The following is a 17,996-nucleotide window of genomic DNA, read 5'->3' as shown; positions in this document are numbered from 1 at the left end:
TCCGGTGAGGATAGCAAAGCCGCCGAGGCCTGCCCAGGGCTCAGTGCGCGAGCCGATCCCCGAGCCGCGCGCTCGCGCTGATCGAGCCCTGTCCGAGCACCCGCGTGTCGGCGTAGACCACGAGCGACTGGCCGTTGGCGATCCCGCGGATCGGCTCCTCGAGCCGGGCGACGAGCTCGCCCTCGACCCGGCGCACGCGTGCCCCGACGGGAGTGCCGTGCGCACGCACCTGCACGGTGAGGCCGTCGAGCCCGTCGCCCGGGTCGATGTCGCCGGCGAGCCAGACGACGTCGTTCGCCCGCAGTTCGTCGACGCTCAGCAGGGCGGCGGGGCCGACGATCACCCGGTTGCTCGCCGGCTCGGTGGCCACGACGTATCGCGGGGCGCCGTCGTCGGCGGGGCGCCCGATGCCGAGCCCCTTGCGCTGGCCGACCGTGTACCCGAAGAAGCCGTCGTGCTCACCGAGCACGACGCCGTCGGTGTCGACGATCTCCCCGGCGCGGCTGCCGAGCCGGTCGCGCAGGAAGCCACGCGTGTCGCCGTCGGCCACGAAGCAGATGTCGTAGGAGTCGGGCTTGGCCGAGACACTCAGCCCGCGGGCGGCCGCCTCGGCGCGCACCTCCTCCTTCGAGGTGACGTCGCCGAGCGGGAACAGGGACCGCGCGAGCCGCTCGGGCCCCATGACCGCGAGCACATAGCTCTGGTCCTTCGCGGAATCGTTGCTGCGGTGCAGCTGCGGGCCGTCCGGTCCCGGCACGATCCGGGCGTAGTGGCCGGTGGCCACGGCGTCGAAGCCGAGGGCGAGGCCGCGGTCGAGCAGGGCGGCGAACTTGATGTGCTCGTTGCAACGCACGCAGGGGTTCGGGGTGCGGCCCGCCTCGTACTCGGAGACGAAGTCGGCGACGACGGTCTCCTCGAACTCCTCCGAGAGGTCCCACACGTAGTACGGGATGCCGAGCACGTCGGCGGCGCGGCGGGCGTCCGAGGCGTCCTCGATCGAGCAGCAGCCACGCGAGCCGGTGCGGTGCTGGGCGCGGCTGCGGCTCAGGGCCATGTGCACCCCGACCACCTCGTGGCCGGCGTCGACGGCGCGGGCGGCGGCGACGGCGGAGTCCACCCCGCCGGAGAGTGCGGCCAGGACTTTCATCGGATTCCCTCCAGGACGGCGCGCGCTCGCCCGAGCGCGTCCGGCAGCACCGCGAGCGCGGCATCGATATCGGCGGCCGTGCTCGTGCGGCCGAGGGTGAAACGCAGGGCGGAGCGGGCCTCCTCCTCCGTGCCGCCGGCGGCGAGCACGACCGGGGAGGCTCCCACGACCCCCGCATGGCAGGCCGAGCCGGCCGAGGCGGCGACGCCGGCCATGTCGAGCGCGAAGATCACGGGTTCGGAGCGGGTCCCGGGGACACTGACGAGCAGGTGCCCGGGCAGGCGTTCGGCCTCCCCTGCCCAGACCCGCACGTCGGGGGCGATCGCGCGGATCCCGGCCTCGAGCCGGTCCCGCAGCCCGGCGAGCCGGTCGGCCTCGGTGGACAGGTCGTGGACGGCCGCGGCGAGCGCGACCGCGAGGGCGCGGGCGCCCGCGGCGTTGACGGTTCCCGAGCGGACCCCGCGCTCCTGCCCGCCGCCGTGCTGGTGGGAGCGCATGTCGAAGTCACGCCGGGCCAGCAGCGCGCCGACCCCGACCGGGGCGCCGAATTTGTGGCCGGAGATGCTCAGCGCCGCGAGCCCGGAGGCGGCGAAGTCGATCGGCACCCGGCCCGCGGCCTGCACGGCGTCGGTGTGCACGGCAATGCCGTGCGCGCCGGCGAGCTCGACCACCGCGGGAAGCGGCTGGATCGCGCCGGTTTCGTTGTTCGCCCACATGATCGAACACACGGCGATGCGACCCCGCTCGGACTCGGGCCGCGCGAGCAGGCCTGCGAGCGCGTCGAGGTCGACGGTGCCCGCGGTCGTGACGGGGGCGATGTGCAGCCGGGCGCCGCCGTCGCTCGCGAGCCATTCGGCGCTCTCGAGCACGGCGGGGTGCTCGATCGCGCTGACGATCAGCCCCGGCGGCACGGCCGTGTCGGCTGTGCCCGCGGCGGCCGCCTGCCAGGCCCCGATGACCGCGAGGTTGTCGGCCTCCGTGCCGCCGGAGGTGAGGATGACCTCGGCGGCTTCGGCGCCGAGCAGCGCGGCGATCTCCTCCCGCGACTCCTCCACGATCCGGCGGGTCGTGCGCCCGTAGCCGTGGACGGCCGAGGGGTTGCCGAGTTCGCGGGCGACGCGGGCAAAGGCGTCCGCCGCCTCGGGGAGCACCGGGGCGGTGGCCGCATGATCGAGATAGGCACCCATCACCCCAGTCTAAATACCCGTCGGTGGCTCGGCGTCGCGGTGCGCCCGGATCACCTCCGCCGCCTCGCTCAGCACGCTGCCCGCGTCCCCGATGACCGCGAAGTCGGAGATCTGCACGAGCGGGGCCTCCTCGTCGATGTTCACCGCGATGACGACCGAGGAGGCCTGCATGCCGCCGTGGTGGTGTGGGGCGCCGGAGATCCCGGCGCCGATGTAGACCCGCGGGGCGATGGTCACCCCGGTCTGGCCGATCTGCAGGTCGTGGGAGATCCAGCCCTCCTCGACGCAGTCGCGGGTCGTGCCCACGGCGCCGCCGAGGGCGTCGGCGAGCTCCTCCACGGGCGCGAAGTCGCCGTAGGTGCCCCGGCCGCCGGCGACGACGTGGGTCGCCTCGGCCAGGTCCGGGCGGCCGGAGCCGGAATGGACGGTGCGCTCGATCACCTCGAGTCCCGCGGGCAGGTCGACCTCGACGGCGAGCGACTCGAGCACGGGCGTGCCCGGGCGCTCGGCCGCACGGGCGGCCACCGCATTGGGGCGGATCGTGACCACGGCGAGCGGCGTCGTCGTCTCGCAGTCGCAGACCCAGCTGCCGGCGAAGGCGCGCTTGCCGCCGGCGAGCCCGGTGGGGGTGCGGCGCACGTCGGCGACGTCGATGAGCAGCCCCGCCCCGAGCAGGTGGGCGGTGTGGGCGGCGACCTCCTTGCCGAAGAAGGAGGCCGGAATGAGCACGCTCGCCCCGGCCCCACCGCCGACGTGTTCGACCGCGCGGGCGAGCACCTGGCCGACGGCGGGCGCGAGGAGGGCCCGATCGGGGTCGAGGCCGGCGACGATCACCCGGTCGATGCCCGCGGTCGCGAGCTGGTCGAGCGCGCGGGGGGACGGCGGGCTCGTCGCCACGGCGATCGGCTCGCCCAGGCCGCGGGCGAGCGTGAGCGCCTCGAGGGTCGAGTCGGCGAGGTGGTCGCCGGCGTGGGCGACGTGGACGAGCACGGCCGGGGCGGTCATCGGGCGTCTCCGAGCAGGTCGTTGCGGATGAGGTAGTCGGCCAGGGCGCGCCCGCCGCCGCCGGTGTCGTGGACGATCACCGGTTCGGGGCGCTCGGGCGCGGGCTCGGCCCGGGTGACCCGCGTGCGGGAGGAGGCTGCGCCGTCGGCGAGCCCGAGATCGGCGAGCGTGACCGCGGCGACCGGGGCGCTGCGGGCGGCGAGGATGTCCTTGGTCTTGGGCAGGCGCGGGGAGTTGATCGCGTCCGAGACGGAGACGACGGCGGGCAGGGCGGCGCGCACGCGCTCGGCGGCGCCGTCGAGGTCGCGGGAGATCGTGGCGAGGCGGCCGTCCGGCCCGTCGGTCACCGTGAGGTCCTGGGCGCCGGCGAGCACGCCCCGGCCGAGCTCGGCGCCCACGAGGGTGGGCACGACCGATCCGAGGCCGTCGAGGGCCGTCATGCCGGCGAGCACGAGGTCGATCGGCGCTCCCGGGCGGGCGAGGTGGGCGATCGCGGCGGCGAGCACCCGGGCGGTGGCGGGGGCGTCCAGGCCGGCGAGCGCGTCGTCCTGCACGTGCACGGCGGAATCGACCCCCATCTGCAGGGCCCGGCGCACGGCGTCGACGGCGATCGCGGGGCCGGTGGTCAGGGCGATCACCTCGTTCTCGCCGGGGACCTGCAGGGCCGCCTCGATCGCGTTCTCGTCCACCTCGTTCAGGGTGGAGTCGGCGGCCGTGCGCCGGGTGCGCCGATCGTCGTCGAACCCCCGCGCCGAGGCCAGATCGGGCACATGCTTGACGCAGACCACTATCCTCATGCTGCTAGCGTGCCATGCTCACCTCGATGGCCGATATCGTGGTGACGGTTCGTCATCATGGTCAGGCTGCGGGAAAGGTGCGTGTGTGAGTTCGCGATCCGAGGTGGCCTCCGATCAGGTGGCCGCGGCCACGGCACGATTCCCGCACCGATTCGGCGTCCACTGCCGCGACGGCGGGGTCGACGTGGCGGTGTACGCCCCGCAGGCCGAGGGCGTGTACGTGTGCTTCCTCGACCGGGATGATTCCGATCACACCGCTGCCGAGCGGCCCTGGCGCGAGCACCGGGTGCGGCTCCTGCGCTCCCACCACGGGGTCTGGACGGCGCACGTGCCGGGCATCGAGCCCGGCCGCCGATACGGCTTCCGCGCCCACGGCGCCACCGACCGCGCCGGGGGCCGGGGCTTCAACCCGGAGAAGCTGCTGGTCGACCCGTACGCCCGCGGGATCACCGGCTCGCTCACGCTCGACCCGCGGGTCTACGGCTGGGACGAGGACGGGCGCCCGATCCCGGGCGACTCCGCCCCGTTCGTGCCCCACGGGATCGTCATGCCCGCTCCCGAGCCCGCCCGCGGTCCCCGCCCGTACGTGCCCTGGGCGCAGACGGTGATCTACGAGGCGCACGTGCGCGGCCTCACCCGCAAGCTCCCGGGTGTTCCCGCGGACCTGCGCGGAACCTACGCGGGGCTCGCGCATCCCGCCACGATCGCCCACCTGCAGCGGCTCGGGATCACGGCCGTCGAGCTGCTGCCCATCCAGGCGAGGCTCGACGAGGTGGCGCTGGCGGAGCGGGGCGCCACGAACTACTGGGGCTACAACACCCTCGGGTTCTTCGCGCCCGAGCCCGGCTACGCGACCGCCGCGGCCCAGGCCGCCGGCCCGCAGGCGGTGCTCGCCGAGGTGACCGAGATGGTCGAGCTCCTGCACGAGGCCGGCATCGAGGTGCTCCTCGACGTCGTGTACAACCACACGTGCGAGGGCGGCATCGACGGGCCGATGATCAGCTGGCGCGGCCTGGACGAGGGGGGCTACTACCTCCACGCCGAGGGCGATGCGACCAACTACCTCGACATGACGGGCACCGGGAACACCCTCGACTTCGCGAATCCGCGGGTGGTCGAGCTGACCCTCGAGTCGCTGCGGTACTGGGCCGAGGTCGTCGGGGTGGACGGGTACCGGTTCGACCTGGCGGTGACCCTCGGCCGGTTCGGCACCCGGTTCGACTCGCTGCACCCGCTGCTCGTGGGACTCGTGACCGATCCCGTGCTCCGCCACCTCAAGCTCATCGCCGAGCCGTGGGACGTGGGCCAGCACGGCTGGCAGACCGGCAACTTCCTCGCCCCGATGTCCGAGTGGAACGATCGCTACCGCGACAGCGTGCGCACGTTCTGGCTCGCGGACCAGGCCGCCCTGACCGGCGGCCACAGCGGGCACGACCTGCGCGACCTGGCCACCCGGCTCGCGGGCTCGGCCGACCTCTTCGGCCACAACGGGGTCCCGGGCGGGCGGGGGCCGACGGCGTCGATCAACTTCGTCACCGCCCACGACGGGTTCACCCTCGCCGACCTCGTCGCCTACGACCACAAGCACAACGAGGCCAACGGCGAGGACAACCGCGACGGCACCGACAACAACCGGTCGTGGAACCACGGCGTCGAGGGCGCGAGCACCGATCCCGGCGTGCTCGCGGCCCGCCGGCGCAGCATGCGCAACCTGTTCGGCACGCTCGTGCTCTCGGCGGGGGTGCCGATGATCGCCGCCGGCGACGAGATCGCCCGCACCCAGCAGGGCAACAACAACGGCTACTGCATCGACGGCGACCTCACCTGGGTCGACTGGGACGCCGCCCACACGGGCGAGATCCCGGACTTCACGGCCACGGTCACGTACCTGCTCGACCTGCGCCGCTCCCACGAGGTGCTGCGCCCGGCGCACTACCGCTCGCACACCCGCTCCGGGCGGCCGACCCTGTCCTGGTACGACCGCACCGGTCAGGCGATGGAGCCGGAGACCTGGTACGACCCGAGCCAGCGCGTGCTGCAGATGGCGCGCGTGCAGCCCGAGGGCGAGGGCCGCAATCTGCTCGCGATCTTCAACGGCGAGATCGAGGCGGCCGGGATCGCGCTGCCCACCGCCGAGGACGGCCGCTACGAACTCGTGTGGGACTCCGAATGGGCCGCGCCGGACCACCCGTCCCGCGGCGCGGTCGCCGCCGCCGGGTCGCAGGTGACGCTCGCGCCGATGTCGCTGCGGGTGTACCTGAGCTCCTGAGCGCTCGGTCGCTCGGGGCGGCCCGATCGGCCCGGCCCCCTGCGCACCCGCCGGCACGGAGGTAGCCTCGATTCCATGGTGGACGCAGACGTCATCGTCATCGGCGCGGGACTCTCGGGTCTGGTCACGGCCACCCGCGCCGCCGCCCGGGGCCGCAGGGTGATCGTGCTCGATGCGGAACCCACGGCCGCCCTCGGCGGGCAGGCGTGGTGGTCCTTCGGCGGCCTGCTCATGGTGGACTCCCCCGAGCAGCGCCGCCTCGGCGTGCACGACTCCCCCGAGCTCGCCTTCTCCGACTGGCTCGGCTCGGCGCGGTTCGCGGACGGCGCCGACCGCGGCCGGGGGCCCGACCGGTTCGGCTACGAATGGGCTCAGCGGTACGTCGAGTTCGCGGCCGGTCCGATGCGCGCATGGCTGCACGGGCTCGGGGTGCGCTGGTTCCCGCTCGTGCAGTGGGCCGAACGCGGCGGCCACCCCGCCGGCGGCCACGGGAACACCGTGCCGCGCTTCCACGTCACCTGGGGCACCGGGCCCGCGATCCTCGCCCCGTTCGTCTCCGCCGCGAACTCCGCGCGCGCCGACGGCCTGCTCGAGTTCAGGTTCCGGCACCGGGTGGTCGAGCTCGTCCGCACGGGCACGGCCGTCACGGGCGTGCGCGCCCAGGTCCTCATCCCGAGCCCGGCCGGGCGGGGCGAGCCGAGCCCGGCGGAGGTGACCGGCGAGGTCGAGCTGAGCGCGGGGGCCGTCGTCATCGCGGCCGGCGGGATCGGCGCGAACCACGACCTCGTGCGCGAGCTGTGGCCGAGCGGCACGCTGCCGACCACCCTGCTCTCGGGCGTGCCCGACTCGACCGACGGCTCGATGCAGGCGGTCGCCGCGGGCGCCGGTGCCGCGCTCGTGCACACCGACCGCATGTGGCACTACCCCGAGGGCCTGCCGATGCCCGCGCCGGTGTGGAACCGGCACGGGATCCGGATCCTGCCCGGCCCGAGCTCGCTGTGGCTCGACGCCGACGGGAACCGGCTGCCCGCGCCGTTGTTCCCCGGCTTCGACGCCCTCGGCGCGCTCGAGCACATCACCGGCCGCGGCGACGAGCACTCGTGGTTCGTGCTCAACCGCACGATCATGGAGACCGAGTTCGCCCTCTCGGGCTCGGACATGAACCCCGACCTCACCGGCAAGGACGTCCCGCTCCTGCTCAAGCGGGTCACCCCGGGCGCGGTCGGGCCGGTGGCCGAGTTCGCCCGCCACTCCCCGGAGTTCGTGTGGGCCGACTCCCCGGCCGAACTCGCGGCCGGGATGAACGCCCTGGTGGGCGATGAGCGTATCGACGGCGCCCGCCTGGCCGGCCTCGTCTCGTTGCGCGATGCGCAGGTCGCCTCGGGCCTCGGGAAGGATCCGCAGGTGGTCGCGACCGCCGCCGCCCGCCGGTTCTGGGTGGACCGGCGGATGCGGGTCGCTCCCCCGCGTCCCCTCACGACCCCGCGTGACGGGCCGCTGCTGGCGGTGCGGCTGCACGTGCTCACCCGCAAGACGCTCGGCGGCATCCACACGGACGGGCGCGCCCGCGTGCTCGACCCGGCCGGCGCCGTCCTCGATGGGCTCTTCGCGGTCGGCGAGGCCGCCGGCTTCGGCGGCGGCGGGATCCACGGCCATCGTGCCCTCGAGGGCACGTTCCTCGGCGGCTGCCTGTTCAGCGGCCGGGTGGCGGCCGAGGCCCTGTGAGGCCGATACCCTGGGTCGGTGAGTTCTGAGAGTCCTGCAAACCCCGTGAATGTCATGCCCGACGCCCAGCCCGAGGATGTCCTGAGCGACGACATCGAGAAGAGCCTCCAGCGCTCGGTCGCCCGCTCGGAGGAGATCGAGCGCGAGATCGCGGCGGACCCGAGCACCTTCCGGGTGCTCACCGGCGACCGGCCCACCGGCAGGCTGCACCTCGGCCACTACCTGGGCACGCTCGCGAACCGGGTGCGGCTGCAGGACGCCGGGGTCGAGACCGTGCTCGTCGTGGCGGACTATCAGGTGATCATGGACCGCGACGACGCCGGGCCGCTCGCCGAGCGGGTGCGCGGTCTCGTGACCGACTACCTGGCTGCCGGCATCGACCCGGAGCGCACGACGATCTTCACGCACTCCTCCGTGCCGGCGCTCAACCAGCTCGTGCTGCCGTTCCTGTCGATGGTCACCGACTCCGAGCTCAAGCGGAACCCGACGGTCAAGGCCGAGCACGAGGCCACCGGTGGTCGGCCGATGAGCGGGCTGCTGTTCACCTATCCGGTGCACCAGGCGGCCGACATCCTCTTCTGCAAGGCGAACCTCGTGCCCGTGGGCAAGGACCAGTTGCCGCACCTCGAGGCCACGCGGGTCGTGGCGCGACGCTTCAACGAGAAGTACGCGCGCACCTTCCCCCTGCCCGAGGCGCTGCTGAGCCGGACGGCGAACGTGCTCGGCCTCGACGGCGAGAAGATGTCGAAGTCGCGCGGGAACACGATCGAGCTCGGCATGACCGCCGACCAGACCGCCAAGCAGTTCAAGCGGGCCGTGACCGACTCCGACCGGCACATCACCTACGATCCGATCGGCCGCCCGACCGTGGCGAACCTGCTTCAGATCGCCGCCGCCTGCAGCGGGGGCGACCCGGCCCGGATCGCGGCCGAGATCGGCGACGGCGGCGGCGGCGGCCTCAAGGCCGTCGTGACCGAGGCCGTGAACGAGCACCTCGCCCCCCTGCGCGCCCGGCGGCTCGAGCTCGAGGCCGATCCCGGCTATATCACCTCCGTGCTCGCGGAGGGAAACAAGCGCGCGAACGAGGTCGCCGACGCCACCCTCGACGAGGTGCGTGCCGCGATGGGGATGGTCTACGGCGCCTGAGTCACTGCCCGTCCGGGCCCGTGGTGGTCAGGTCGCGGCCGGTGATGTCGACGACGTCTCGTCGCTTCCTGCCCCGGGCTCTGGGATCATGGGCGTTGGTCTGCATTCAGGAGTGTCCCACGTGCCCATCGCGTTTCTGCCCCAGCCCACCCTCACGAGCCTCGAGCCCACCGCCGTCCTGTTCGATCTCGACGGAACGATCAGCAACTCCGGCGTGGCCATCACCTCGGCCGTCGCGGAGGCGCTCGCCGTGAGCGGCTACCCGCCGCTGAGCGAGGCGGACCTGCTCCACTTCGCCGGCCCGCCCATCCGCGACGGCTTCCGCGAGTTCGGCGGTGTGGCCGAGGAGGACCTCGACCGGGTCGTCGCCGCGTTCCGGCCCCTGTACGAGGGCCGGATGCTCGCGCCCGCCTTCGCGGGCATGCCCGAGCTCGTGCGCGAACTGCATGCCCGGGGCGTTCCCATCGCGTTGGCCACGTCGAAGCGGCGCGCGCTGGCCGTCCAGATCGTCGAGCACTCGGGCCTGACCGAGTACTTCACCGTGCAGTGCGGTGCGACCGATGACGGCACCCGCGCCTGGAAGGCCGATATCGTCGAGGACGCCCTCGCCGCCCTGCGGGACGAAGGTGTCGACGTGTCCCGGGCGGTCATGGTCGGTGATCGCGATCACGACGTCAACGGCGCCATCACCCACGACATCCTCTCGGTGTTCGTCGCCTGGGGCTACGGCACCGCCGAGGAGCGCGACGGCGCGAGCGCCGTCGCGACCGACGTCGGCGAGTTGGCTCAGTTGCTCGGCGTGGGCTGAGGTACGGGTTCGGGTTCGGGGTCGCCGACATGGCGTCGTAGGGCCCCGGCGATGTCGTCCCCGCCGGCCGGTCGCATCAGCCTCATGGCGATGGCCGTGGAGCCTGAGCGCGGGCGCTGGGGAGACCATCCACCCGTGATGCCCGGGACGTGACCTCAACGCCTGCGCAACAGCACCCAGAAGCCGGTCGCGGTGAGCACGGCCCCTGCGACCCAGGCGGCGATCGGGCTGAGCGGGAAGTTCAGCCGGTCGGGGAAGGTGGGGAGCACGACGACGAACACCGCGGCCACGAAGAACCATACGGCGGGGGATCGCCCGGCCTGTTTCTTCGGTTCCTGCGGCATTCCCGACCCCTGGTCATTGGTCACGCTGTTCATGCCCACCAGCCTGCCTCACGCTCACCGAATCCGCGGGTGGACGACGGTACAGTTCTCCGCCGCGGGTCCTCCTCAGCCTGCCACACCACGGCTGGTCACCCGGTCGCCCAGTCACCCGGTCGCCCAGTCACCCGGTCGGGCCGACGGCCGGCGTGGTCAGAAGGGTGGTTCGGCGGGTCGGCAGGCGTCGGCGGCGGCGGCTTCTGCCCGGCGTCTGGCGGCGCGGGCCTGGTCGGCTCTCTTGATGATGTCGTGGTTGCAGGCCTCGAGGATGTCCCGGTTCTCCATCGTGGCCTCGGACCAGTGGGCCCGGTTCGCCCGTTCCCGCTGCGGAGACATCGACCCGCTCGCCGACCGTTCACTCGCGCCGGTCACGCCGGTCGTACCGGTCGCACCGCCCACGCCACCCACGCTTGTCGCGCCTGTCGCGCCTGTCGCGCCGGTCGCGCCTGTCGCGCCGGTCGCGCCTGTCGCGCCGGTCGCACCGGTCGCACCGGTCGCACCGCCCACGCCACCCACGCTTGTCGCGCCTGTCGCGCCTGTCGCGCCGGTCGCACCGGTCGCACCGGTTGCGCCTGTCGCGCCTGTCGCGCCTGTCGCGCCTGTCGCACCGGTTGCGTCGGTCGTGCCGGTTGCGTCGGTCGGGCCGGTCGGGCCGGTCGAGCCGCCCACGCCGGTCGGACCGTTCAAGCCGGTCGGGTCGGTCGAGCCGGTCGGGTCGGTCGGGTCGTTCGGGCCGGTCGGACCGTTCGAGCCGTTCGAGCCGTTCGAGCCGTTCGAGCCGTTCGAGCTTCCCACGCCGCCCACGCCGTTCGGACCGTTCGAGTCGCGGTGGTCGCTCGTCTTGCTCGTCTGACCCGGCTCGTCTGCTTCGTGGGTGCCGGTGTTCTGGATGCCGGTGTTCTGGGTGTCGTAGGTGCCCCACGGGGTGCGTAGGAGCCGGAGGCCGTGGGGGCCGGTCCACAGGTAGGTGCCGGTATCGAGTTTGACGTAGGTCCAGGCCGCGTGCCGGCCGCGGGACGCGGCGGCGGCGCGGGCGTGGGTCTTGAGCCGGTGATGCGCGCGACACAGCGGGGCGAGGTTGCACGGGCAGGTCGCCCCGCCGGTGGCGACCTCGGCGCCGGCGTTCGGGCCGGTGCGGGGCCGGGTGGTGTGCCAGGCCTGGATATGGTCCAGGTCGCAGGCGCGGGCGGTGCGGGTACACCAGGGGAAGGCGCATCGATCCTCGGCCAGGACGAGTTGTTCACGCAGCCGCTCGGACGGGGTGTAGCAGTCCGTGGCGAGTGGCTCGTCCAGGTCCAGGACCGGCCGCACGATGATCTCCGGCGCGAAACACGCCAACCCGCTACCGGCCGCACCCGTAGCACCGACAGCACCCGTAGCACCGGCAGCCCCCGTAGCACCGGCAGCACCGGAGCCGGGGCTACCGGCCAACGCCCCGAGCCGGACGGTCTCGCCGGTCCCGGCGGCGACCTCGACGGATCCGGGAGCGGTGGACACACCTGTGCTGTCGGTCCCGCCCATTCCGGGCAGGACGGTCTCGCCGGCCCCGGCGGCGACTACGGTGGTTCCGGGAGCGGTGGACACACCTGTGCTGTCGGTCCCGCCGGTTCCGGGCAGGGCTGTCCCCTCAATGCCGCCAGATCGGTGCCTGCGCCGGTCGAGGATCGGGCCCGCGGGCGGGCCGTCGGGCGGGCCGGTGGGCGGGCCGTCGGGTGGGCCGGTGGGCCGGGTGAGGCAGTCACCGGTGCAGGGGCGTCCGTGCGGGGTGAGCGCGGATGGCCGGTAGAACATCGGGGCGAGTTCGGCGGCGCTGATGAACGTGCCGGCCGGGATGCCGCGGGCCTCGATACGCACCGGCGTTCGCCGCAACCGGCCGGGATCGATCCCCAACGACGACCCAGTCGACCCAGGCGGCGGCCCAGTCAGCCCAGTCGGCCCAGTGGGCGGCGCGGATGCGCGCGTGGCGGGCCTGCCGGCGGCGTCATCGCCGTGATCGGCTCCCGCAGCTCCGGCACCTCCGGCGCCGCCGGGTGCCGGCGGTGGTGGTGGGCCGGTGTTCGGGATGCCGAAGGGGAACAGGTCACGGGCCTGGACGTGCAGGTACATCAAGATCTTGCCACGCGGCACACCCGCCCCACCCGTAGTCACCGGGACGCCCGTGGTCACCGGGACGTCCGTGGTCAACGGGACGCCCGTGGTCACCGGGCCTTCCGGACCGGCCGGCCCAGCCTCGAGCGTGGCGCTCAGAGCACTCGATGCGGCCGATGTGCCGGCCGGGGCGTCGTCGTGGCGGTTGCCGGTGCAGTTCGGATCCCCACACCAACTCGACCCTGCCGGCCCATCGTTCGGCCCACCGGGCGGTCTGCCGGGCAGCTGGGCACCGGTCGACCCACTGTTCGGCCCGCTGTTCGGCTCGCTGGTCGGGGTCTCGGGTGGGGTGAGGGGGTGTTGGCCGTCGTAGCGGAGCCGGGCGAGGTCGCCCATCGCGTAGGAGCGCAACTCGCCGGCGGTCAGTTTCCAGCCCTGGGCGGTGAGGGTGGCGGCGAGGTGGTCGATGACGTCTTCGAGGATGCGGCCCTCCACCACGGGCAGGACGGCCTGCACGCTCGTGTCCCCCGTCCCGTTGCGTGCGTGCTTGAACACGACGTCTCGTGCCGGGGGCGCGGCGAAGCGTTCCTCCAGGTCTTCGTACTCCTCGGGCATGTGCTCGATCAGGGCCCGCTTGATCAGGCCATCGAGCTGGGCCTGCCCGAAGTTCAAGGGCACGAGGTCGAGTTGGGCATCGACGTAGTCACATGCCTCCTCCGAGAGGAACAGGGTCGCCCGGGCGAGGGTACGGGCCCGCCACACCCGCGTCCGCCCGGCCATGGTCCGGGCGAACAGGCGCGGTAGCCGCACCCGCAACTGCTCGGCCTCCAGCAGCAGCCGCTCGGCCGCGCCCAGACCCATCCCGGCCGCGGTCGCGAACGTCGAGATCGAGAACTCCTCCACCGTCCACAACCCCCGCACCCCCGTGCCCGGATCGACCCCCAGATCGGCCCCGTGCTCACCACCCGAGACCACGAACCCCGAGACCCCGGTGCCGGCCCCGGTGCCGGATCCGGTCGTGGCCGGGGTGACCACGTGGCCCTCCTGCTCCCAGATCGCGTTGCGGGCACGAGCGCGTTCGGCAACGAGCCGCGGCGCACCGGCCAGGTCCTCATCGCCGTCATAGTCATCGGCGATCACGAACGGATGCCACTGCACCCACGTCGCCGCCAACGCGAGCTGCTCCACCTTGACCCGATCCACGGTATCGCGGCCCTGACGCAGCCGAGCGACCAGGCCGGCATCATCGCCCACCTCGCCCACCAGCTGCTGAAGTTCCATACCAATCATGGTCTCAGCGACCACCGACATTCCCCCGACCCCAACCGCCCAAGGGCACCCAGGAACACGACCGGGGAAACAACTCGAAGAATCTTCGGGCAGGCCGACGGTCGTGGCCGGGCGGATGCGGATCGCGACCATGGGAACAGCCGAGCGCGCAAGCGGCCGGACGTGCGGGCACATCCCGTCCGTGAAGGAACACCGGCGCCGACGACCCCCGGGACGCACGAGAGGCACCGATGGTCGGGAGGACCAGGCGACATGACTGGAACGCTCGAGCCCCGGACCGCCCGAGCCGCCGACACCCGGCCCGACATTTGGCCTGATCCCCGCTCAGAACCGCGGAGCGGCCGGCGGCGGGGGTTGCCACCCCATCGCGGCGTCGGCGCCGCGGTTGACGAGCCCGGCGGGAGTCACGCGCATGAGGGCGTTCCGAACGCTCTGGCGCCGCCCACCGCCCAGGTGAGCGCCGATGCGGGCGGTGGCCATCGCCGCCCGCCCGAGCGCTCGCGAACGCGGCCGGCGCATGGCGTCGAACTCCGCCAGGGCCGGGGCAAGCCTGCCCCCGGCCGCGACCGGGTGCCCGATGATAAGGCCGATGCACGCGCCGTCCTCCAGCGCGGTGGCGACGCCCTGCCCCATGGTGGGCAGGAAGCCGTGGGCGGCATCGCCGATCATGACCACGCGGCCATGGGTATAGCTCGGCAGTCCGCCCGGTAGGTGGTACACGTCGTGCCTCATGACGGCGCCCGGCTCCGTCGCGTCCATGACGTCGAGTACGGGGCGGGCCCAGCCGGCGAAGCGCTCCCGGGCGGCGGCGAGCTCGTCGTCGAGCCGGGTGCGGGAGGGCATCGCGACGTAGCCGTACCAGTAGGTGAGCTCCTCCGAGACCGGTATGAGGCCGAACTCGGCGTGCGGCCCCCAGAACTGGCGCAGCGTCGTGACCTCGGGCGTTCGGGCGGTGAGCGCCCGCCAGCTCGAGTAGCCGCTGTAGGTGAGCCGGTGCGGGCTGAACAGGGCGTCCCGGACTGCGCTGAACATGCCGTCGGCGCCGACCACGAGGTCGGCCTCACGGCCCGCGACGACGGCGGGTGCTCCCCCGGGCGCGCCGGCCGAGAGCGTCGCGACCTCGAGTCCGGTCTCGATGTCGACCCCCACCGCACGGGCCCGTTCGAGCAGGACGTGATGGATGCGCCGGCGGTTCATCCCGATCAGCGCGACGGCCGCGCGGGTGCGGGCATCGTCGGCGAGCGTGAGGATGGGCCGCCCGTCGAATGCCCAGGTGCCCGCGGCCCGGGTGCGGTAGCCGAGCAGGCCGACCGTGTCGTCGTCGAAGCCGAGGGCACGGAACGCCGCGACGGCGTTCCGTGCCATGGCGAACCCCGCGCCCAGCTCGGTGGGCGTCGCGGCCCGTTCGGCGACGGTCACCTCCCAGCCCGTGCGGGCGAGCGAGATCGCAGCCGCCAATCCTGCGATCCCGCCGCCCACCACGACCGCCGCGTGACTCATCGCACGATCAGGCTCCCGTCACGAGGCCCAGCTCGGCGTCGGACGCCATCTCGGGGTGCGTCGGAACGATCCGCACGGTGTAGCCGAACGGGCCGGCCTCCTCGAGTGCGTAGTCGAGTGCGAACTGGTGCCGCCCACCCTCGTAGGTCTCGGTGTGGTCGAGCAGGACGGTGCGGAAGTCGACGAGCTCGTCGTTCTCCCGCACGCGCCCGTAGTTCATCTGCACCTGCACGTCGGCCGGGTCGAGGTCGCCGAGCGTGACGAACGCCCGCACGTTGAGCCGGTCACCGACGTTGACGGTCTCGTGCAGGCCCTCGGATTCGACGTGGTCGACCCGAACGCTGTGCCAGGCGGCCCGCACGCGGTTCTTCCACGCGGCCAGCGCGCCGGCCGCCTCCACGGAACTCAGCGCCCGAGCGGACTCGGCGGTCGGGCCGTACATGACCGCCAGGTAGTCCTTGACCATCCGGGTCGCCTGCACCTTGGGCCCGAGCGTGGCCAGCGTGTGGCGCACGTTCTCCAGCCAGCGCAGCGGGAGGCCGTCGGTGCGGTCGTAGAAGCGCGGCACCACGGTGTTCTCGAGCAGGTCGTAGAGCGCGGTGGCCTCGAGGTCGTCGCGACGCTCGGGATCCTCCACGCCGTCGGCGGTCGGGATGGCCCAGCCGTTGTGGCCGTCGTACATCTCGTCCCACCAGCCGTCGAGGATCGAGAGGTTGAGGCCGCCGTTCAGGGCGGACTTCATGCCCGACGTGCCCGAGGCCTCGAGCGGGCGCAGCGGGTTGTTCAGCCACACGTCGCAGCCCGGCAGGAGGGTCTGGGCCATCTCGATGTCGTAGTTCGGCAGGAACACGATCCGCTTGCGCACGTCCTCGGAGTCCGCGAACTGCACGAGCTGCTGGATGAGCCGGATCCCCTGCTCGTCGGCCGGGTGCGACTTGCCGGCCACGATGATCTGGATGGGACGGTCCGGGTCGGTCAGCAGGGCCCGCAGCCGCTCGGGGTCACGCAGCATGAGCGTGAGGCGCTTGTACGTGGGCACGCGGCGGGCGAAGCCGATCGTGAGCACGTCCTCGTCGAGCACCTCGCCGACCCAGCCGAGCTCGGCCGGGGAGGCCCCGCGCTGCGACCAGGACTTACGCACCCGCTCGCGCGCGTCGCGCACGAGCGCCGAGCGCAGCCGGCCGCGCAGCTCCCACAGGGTGGCGTTGTCGATCCGGTCGCTCAGCCACCCGGACCCGTCGCTCACCTGGGCGTCGGTGAAGCATTCGGCCTGCGCCTCGGCGAAGACCGGGTCGACCCAGGTGCCCGAGTGCACGCCGTTCGTGATCGAGGTGATCGGCACCTCGGTCACGTCGAAGCCGGACCACAGGTGGTGGAACATGCCGCGGGAGACCTTCCCGTGCAGCTTCGCCACCCCGTTCGCGCGCTTGGCCAGCCGCAGGCCCATGACGGCCATGTTGAACACGCCCGGATCGCCGCCGGGGTAGTCCTCGGCGCCGAGCGCCAGGATCCGCTCGACGGGCACGCCGGGGACCTCCGCACCGGAGGAGAAGTAGTCCCGCACGAGGGAACTCTCGAATCGGTCGATCCCGGCGGGAACGGGAGTGTGCGTGGTGAACACGGTGCCGCCGCGCACGGCCTCGACCGCGGTGTCCACGTCGGCCCCGGTCGCCTCGATGTACTCCCGCATCCGCTCCACGCCGAGGAAGCCCGCGTGGCCCTCGTTGCAGTGGTACACCTCGGGCTCGGGGGCGCCGGTGAGCCGCGAGAACTCCCGCAGCGCCTTGACGCCGCCCATCCCGAGGAGCAGCTCCTGCTGGAGCCGGTGCTCGGAGGTGCCTCCGTAGAGGCGGTCGGTGACGTGCCGGGCGGCGTCGTCGTTCTCGACCACGTTCGAGTCGAGCAGCAGCAGCGGCACGCGGCCCACGTCCGCGCGCCAGACCTGGGCGTTGAGCACGCGCCCGCCGGGCAGCGGAACGCTCACGCGCACGGGCCGGTCCTCGCCGTCGCGCAGGAGCGTGAGCGGCAGGTTGTCGGGGTCGAGCACGGGATAGGTCTCCGCCTGCCACCCGTCGCGGGTGAGCGACTGGCGGAAGTAGCCGGCGCCGTAGAGCAGACCGACGCCGACGATCGGCATCCCCAGGTCGCTCGCGCTCTTGAGGTGGTCGCCGGCGAGGATGCCCAGGCCGCCGGAGTACTGCGGCAGCGCCCCGGTGATGCCGAACTCGGCGGAGAAGTAGGCGATCGCCGCCGGCGGGGCGGCCGCACCCGCATCCGCGCGGCGCTGCGCCTCGCCCTGGTACCACCGCCGCTCGCGCAGGTAGTCGGCCAGGTCTTCGGCGAGGTGGCGCACCCGGGCGACGAACGCGTCGTCGGCGGCCAGGGCGTCGAGCCGGTCGGAGCTGAGGGAGCCGAGCAGCGTGACCGGGTCGCCGTGCAGGGACCGCCACAGGTCCGCATCGATCGACTCGAACAGCTCCCTGGTCGGGGTGTGCCACGACCAGCGTAGGTTGACAGCGAGGTCGTCCAGGGCCGCCAGTGGCTCGGGCAGCATGGGACGAACAGTGAATCGTCGGATAGCTCTCACGCTCGCGAGTCTAGCCACCGGGCCCTCGGGCCGCCTGGGAACCGTCTCGCTGGTGACGCATCACTCA

12 protein-coding genes are annotated in these 17,996 nt (G+C 73.2%); 4 read left to right on the top strand and 8 right to left on the bottom strand.

The annotated features are described in order from the left end of the window. Positions 1 to 40: 40 nt before the first annotated feature. Genes mnmA through GCG21_RS09955 form a run of 4 tightly spaced genes read right to left on the bottom strand, consistent with a single transcriptional unit; the run spans position 41 to position 4,136 of the window. Entirely contained in the window at positions 41 to 1,147 is a 1,107-nt protein-coding gene (mnmA, locus tag GCG21_RS09970; protein ID WP_152909548.1) for a tRNA 2-thiouridine(34) synthase MnmA, read from the bottom strand. Further along, positions 1,144 to 2,334: a cysteine desulfurase family protein gene (locus tag GCG21_RS09965; RefSeq protein ID WP_152909547.1), complete on the bottom strand. Its 1,191-nt coding sequence runs from the start codon at positions 2,332 to 2,334 to the stop codon at positions 1,144 to 1,146. The genes mnmA and GCG21_RS09965 overlap by 4 nt, the downstream gene beginning before the upstream one ends. A 9-nt stretch (positions 2,335 to 2,343) precedes the next feature. Beyond that, positions 2,344 to 3,339 carry an electron transfer flavoprotein subunit alpha/FixB family protein gene (locus tag GCG21_RS09960; RefSeq protein ID WP_152909546.1) on the bottom strand — a complete coding sequence of 332 codons (996 nt, stop codon included), beginning with the start codon at positions 3,337 to 3,339 and terminating at the stop codon, positions 2,344 to 2,346. After that, positions 3,336 to 4,136: an electron transfer flavoprotein subunit beta/FixA family protein gene (locus GCG21_RS09955; protein ID WP_152909545.1), complete on the bottom strand. Its 801-nt coding sequence runs from the start codon at positions 4,134 to 4,136 to the stop codon at positions 3,336 to 3,338. Before GCG21_RS09955 ends, GCG21_RS09960 begins: the two co-directional genes overlap by 4 nt. Before the next feature lie 85 nt (positions 4,137 to 4,221). Here GCG21_RS09955 and glgX point away from each other — a divergent pair, with 85 nt between their 5' ends. From glgX to GCG21_RS09935, 4 genes are all read left to right on the top strand, one after another. Beyond that, on the top strand, positions 4,222 to 6,405 hold the full coding sequence (gene glgX, locus GCG21_RS09950) for a glycogen debranching protein GlgX (RefSeq protein WP_370517432.1): 2,184 nt from the start codon (positions 4,222 to 4,224) through the stop codon (positions 6,403 to 6,405). Positions 6,406 to 6,480: 75 nt separating this feature from the next. Beyond that, the gene (locus tag GCG21_RS09945; RefSeq protein ID WP_152909543.1) at positions 6,481 to 8,130 is read left to right on the top strand and encodes an FAD-binding dehydrogenase; all 1,650 of its coding nucleotides are present in this window, start codon (positions 6,481 to 6,483) and stop codon (positions 8,128 to 8,130) included. A gap of 54 nt (positions 8,131 to 8,184) precedes the next feature. Continuing rightward, positions 8,185 to 9,276, top strand: a complete 1,092-nt coding sequence (trpS, locus tag GCG21_RS09940; protein ID WP_152909619.1) for a tryptophan--tRNA ligase — start codon at positions 8,185 to 8,187, stop codon at positions 9,274 to 9,276. Between the two features lie 121 nt (positions 9,277 to 9,397). After that, complete coding sequence (locus GCG21_RS09935) at positions 9,398 to 10,084, top strand: HAD hydrolase-like protein (protein WP_194165042.1); 687 nt, start codon at positions 9,398 to 9,400, stop codon at positions 10,082 to 10,084. Between the two features lie 155 nt (positions 10,085 to 10,239). On the opposite strand, the gene GCG21_RS09930 is transcribed toward GCG21_RS09935, so the two are convergent. From GCG21_RS09930 to glgP, 4 genes are all read right to left on the bottom strand, one after another. Next, positions 10,240 to 10,461, bottom strand: a complete 222-nt coding sequence (locus GCG21_RS09930) for a hypothetical protein (RefSeq protein ID WP_152909541.1) — start codon at positions 10,459 to 10,461, stop codon at positions 10,240 to 10,242. Positions 10,462 to 10,617: 156 nt separating this feature from the next. Further along, complete coding sequence (locus GCG21_RS17095) at positions 10,618 to 13,833, bottom strand: HNH endonuclease signature motif containing protein (RefSeq protein ID WP_194165041.1); 3,216 nt, start codon at positions 13,831 to 13,833, stop codon at positions 10,618 to 10,620. Positions 13,834 to 14,166: 333 nt separating this feature from the next. Then, positions 14,167 to 15,342: an FAD-dependent oxidoreductase gene (locus GCG21_RS09915; protein ID WP_152909540.1), complete on the bottom strand. Its 1,176-nt coding sequence runs from the start codon at positions 15,340 to 15,342 to the stop codon at positions 14,167 to 14,169. A gap of 7 nt (positions 15,343 to 15,349) precedes the next feature. Beyond that, entirely contained in the window at positions 15,350 to 17,929 is a 2,580-nt protein-coding gene (gene glgP / locus GCG21_RS09910; protein WP_370517431.1) for an alpha-glucan family phosphorylase, read from the bottom strand. Positions 17,930 to 17,996 lie beyond the last annotated feature (67 nt).

Source organism: Pseudactinotalea sp. HY160 (assembly GCF_009372055.1).
GTDB lineage: Bacteria > Actinomycetota > Actinomycetes > Actinomycetales > Beutenbergiaceae > HY158.
The sequence above is the reverse complement of the archived record's forward strand: the minus strand, read 5'-3'. Positions and strand labels throughout refer to the sequence as shown.

Bases quoted from the DNA above. Each gene is read 5' to 3' on its own strand.
- GCG21_RS09930 (WP_152909541.1), bottom strand. From the start codon at position 10,461: ATGAACAGCGTGACCAATGACCAGGGGTCGGGAATGCCGCAGGAACCG.
- GCG21_RS17095 (WP_194165041.1), bottom strand. From the start codon at position 13,833: ATGGAACTTCAGCAGCTGGTGGGCGAGGTGGGCGATGATGCCGGCCTG.
- GCG21_RS09960 (WP_152909546.1), bottom strand. From the start codon at position 3,339: ATGACCGCCCCGGCCGTGCTCGTCCACGTCGCCCACGCCGGCGACCAC.
- GCG21_RS09955 (WP_152909545.1), bottom strand. From the start codon at position 4,136: ATGAGGATAGTGGTCTGCGTCAAGCATGTGCCCGATCTGGCCTCGGCG.
- GCG21_RS09915 (WP_152909540.1), bottom strand. From the start codon at position 15,342: ATGAGTCACGCGGCGGTCGTGGTGGGCGGCGGGATCGCAGGATTGGCG.
- GCG21_RS09965 (WP_152909547.1), bottom strand. From the start codon at position 2,334: ATGGGTGCCTATCTCGATCATGCGGCCACCGCCCCGGTGCTCCCCGAG.
- GCG21_RS09945 (WP_152909543.1), top strand. From the start codon at position 6,481: ATGGTGGACGCAGACGTCATCGTCATCGGCGCGGGACTCTCGGGTCTG.
- mnmA (WP_152909548.1), bottom strand. From the start codon at position 1,147: ATGAAAGTCCTGGCCGCACTCTCCGGCGGGGTGGACTCCGCCGTCGCC.
- trpS (WP_152909619.1), top strand. From the start codon at position 8,185: ATGCCCGACGCCCAGCCCGAGGATGTCCTGAGCGACGACATCGAGAAG.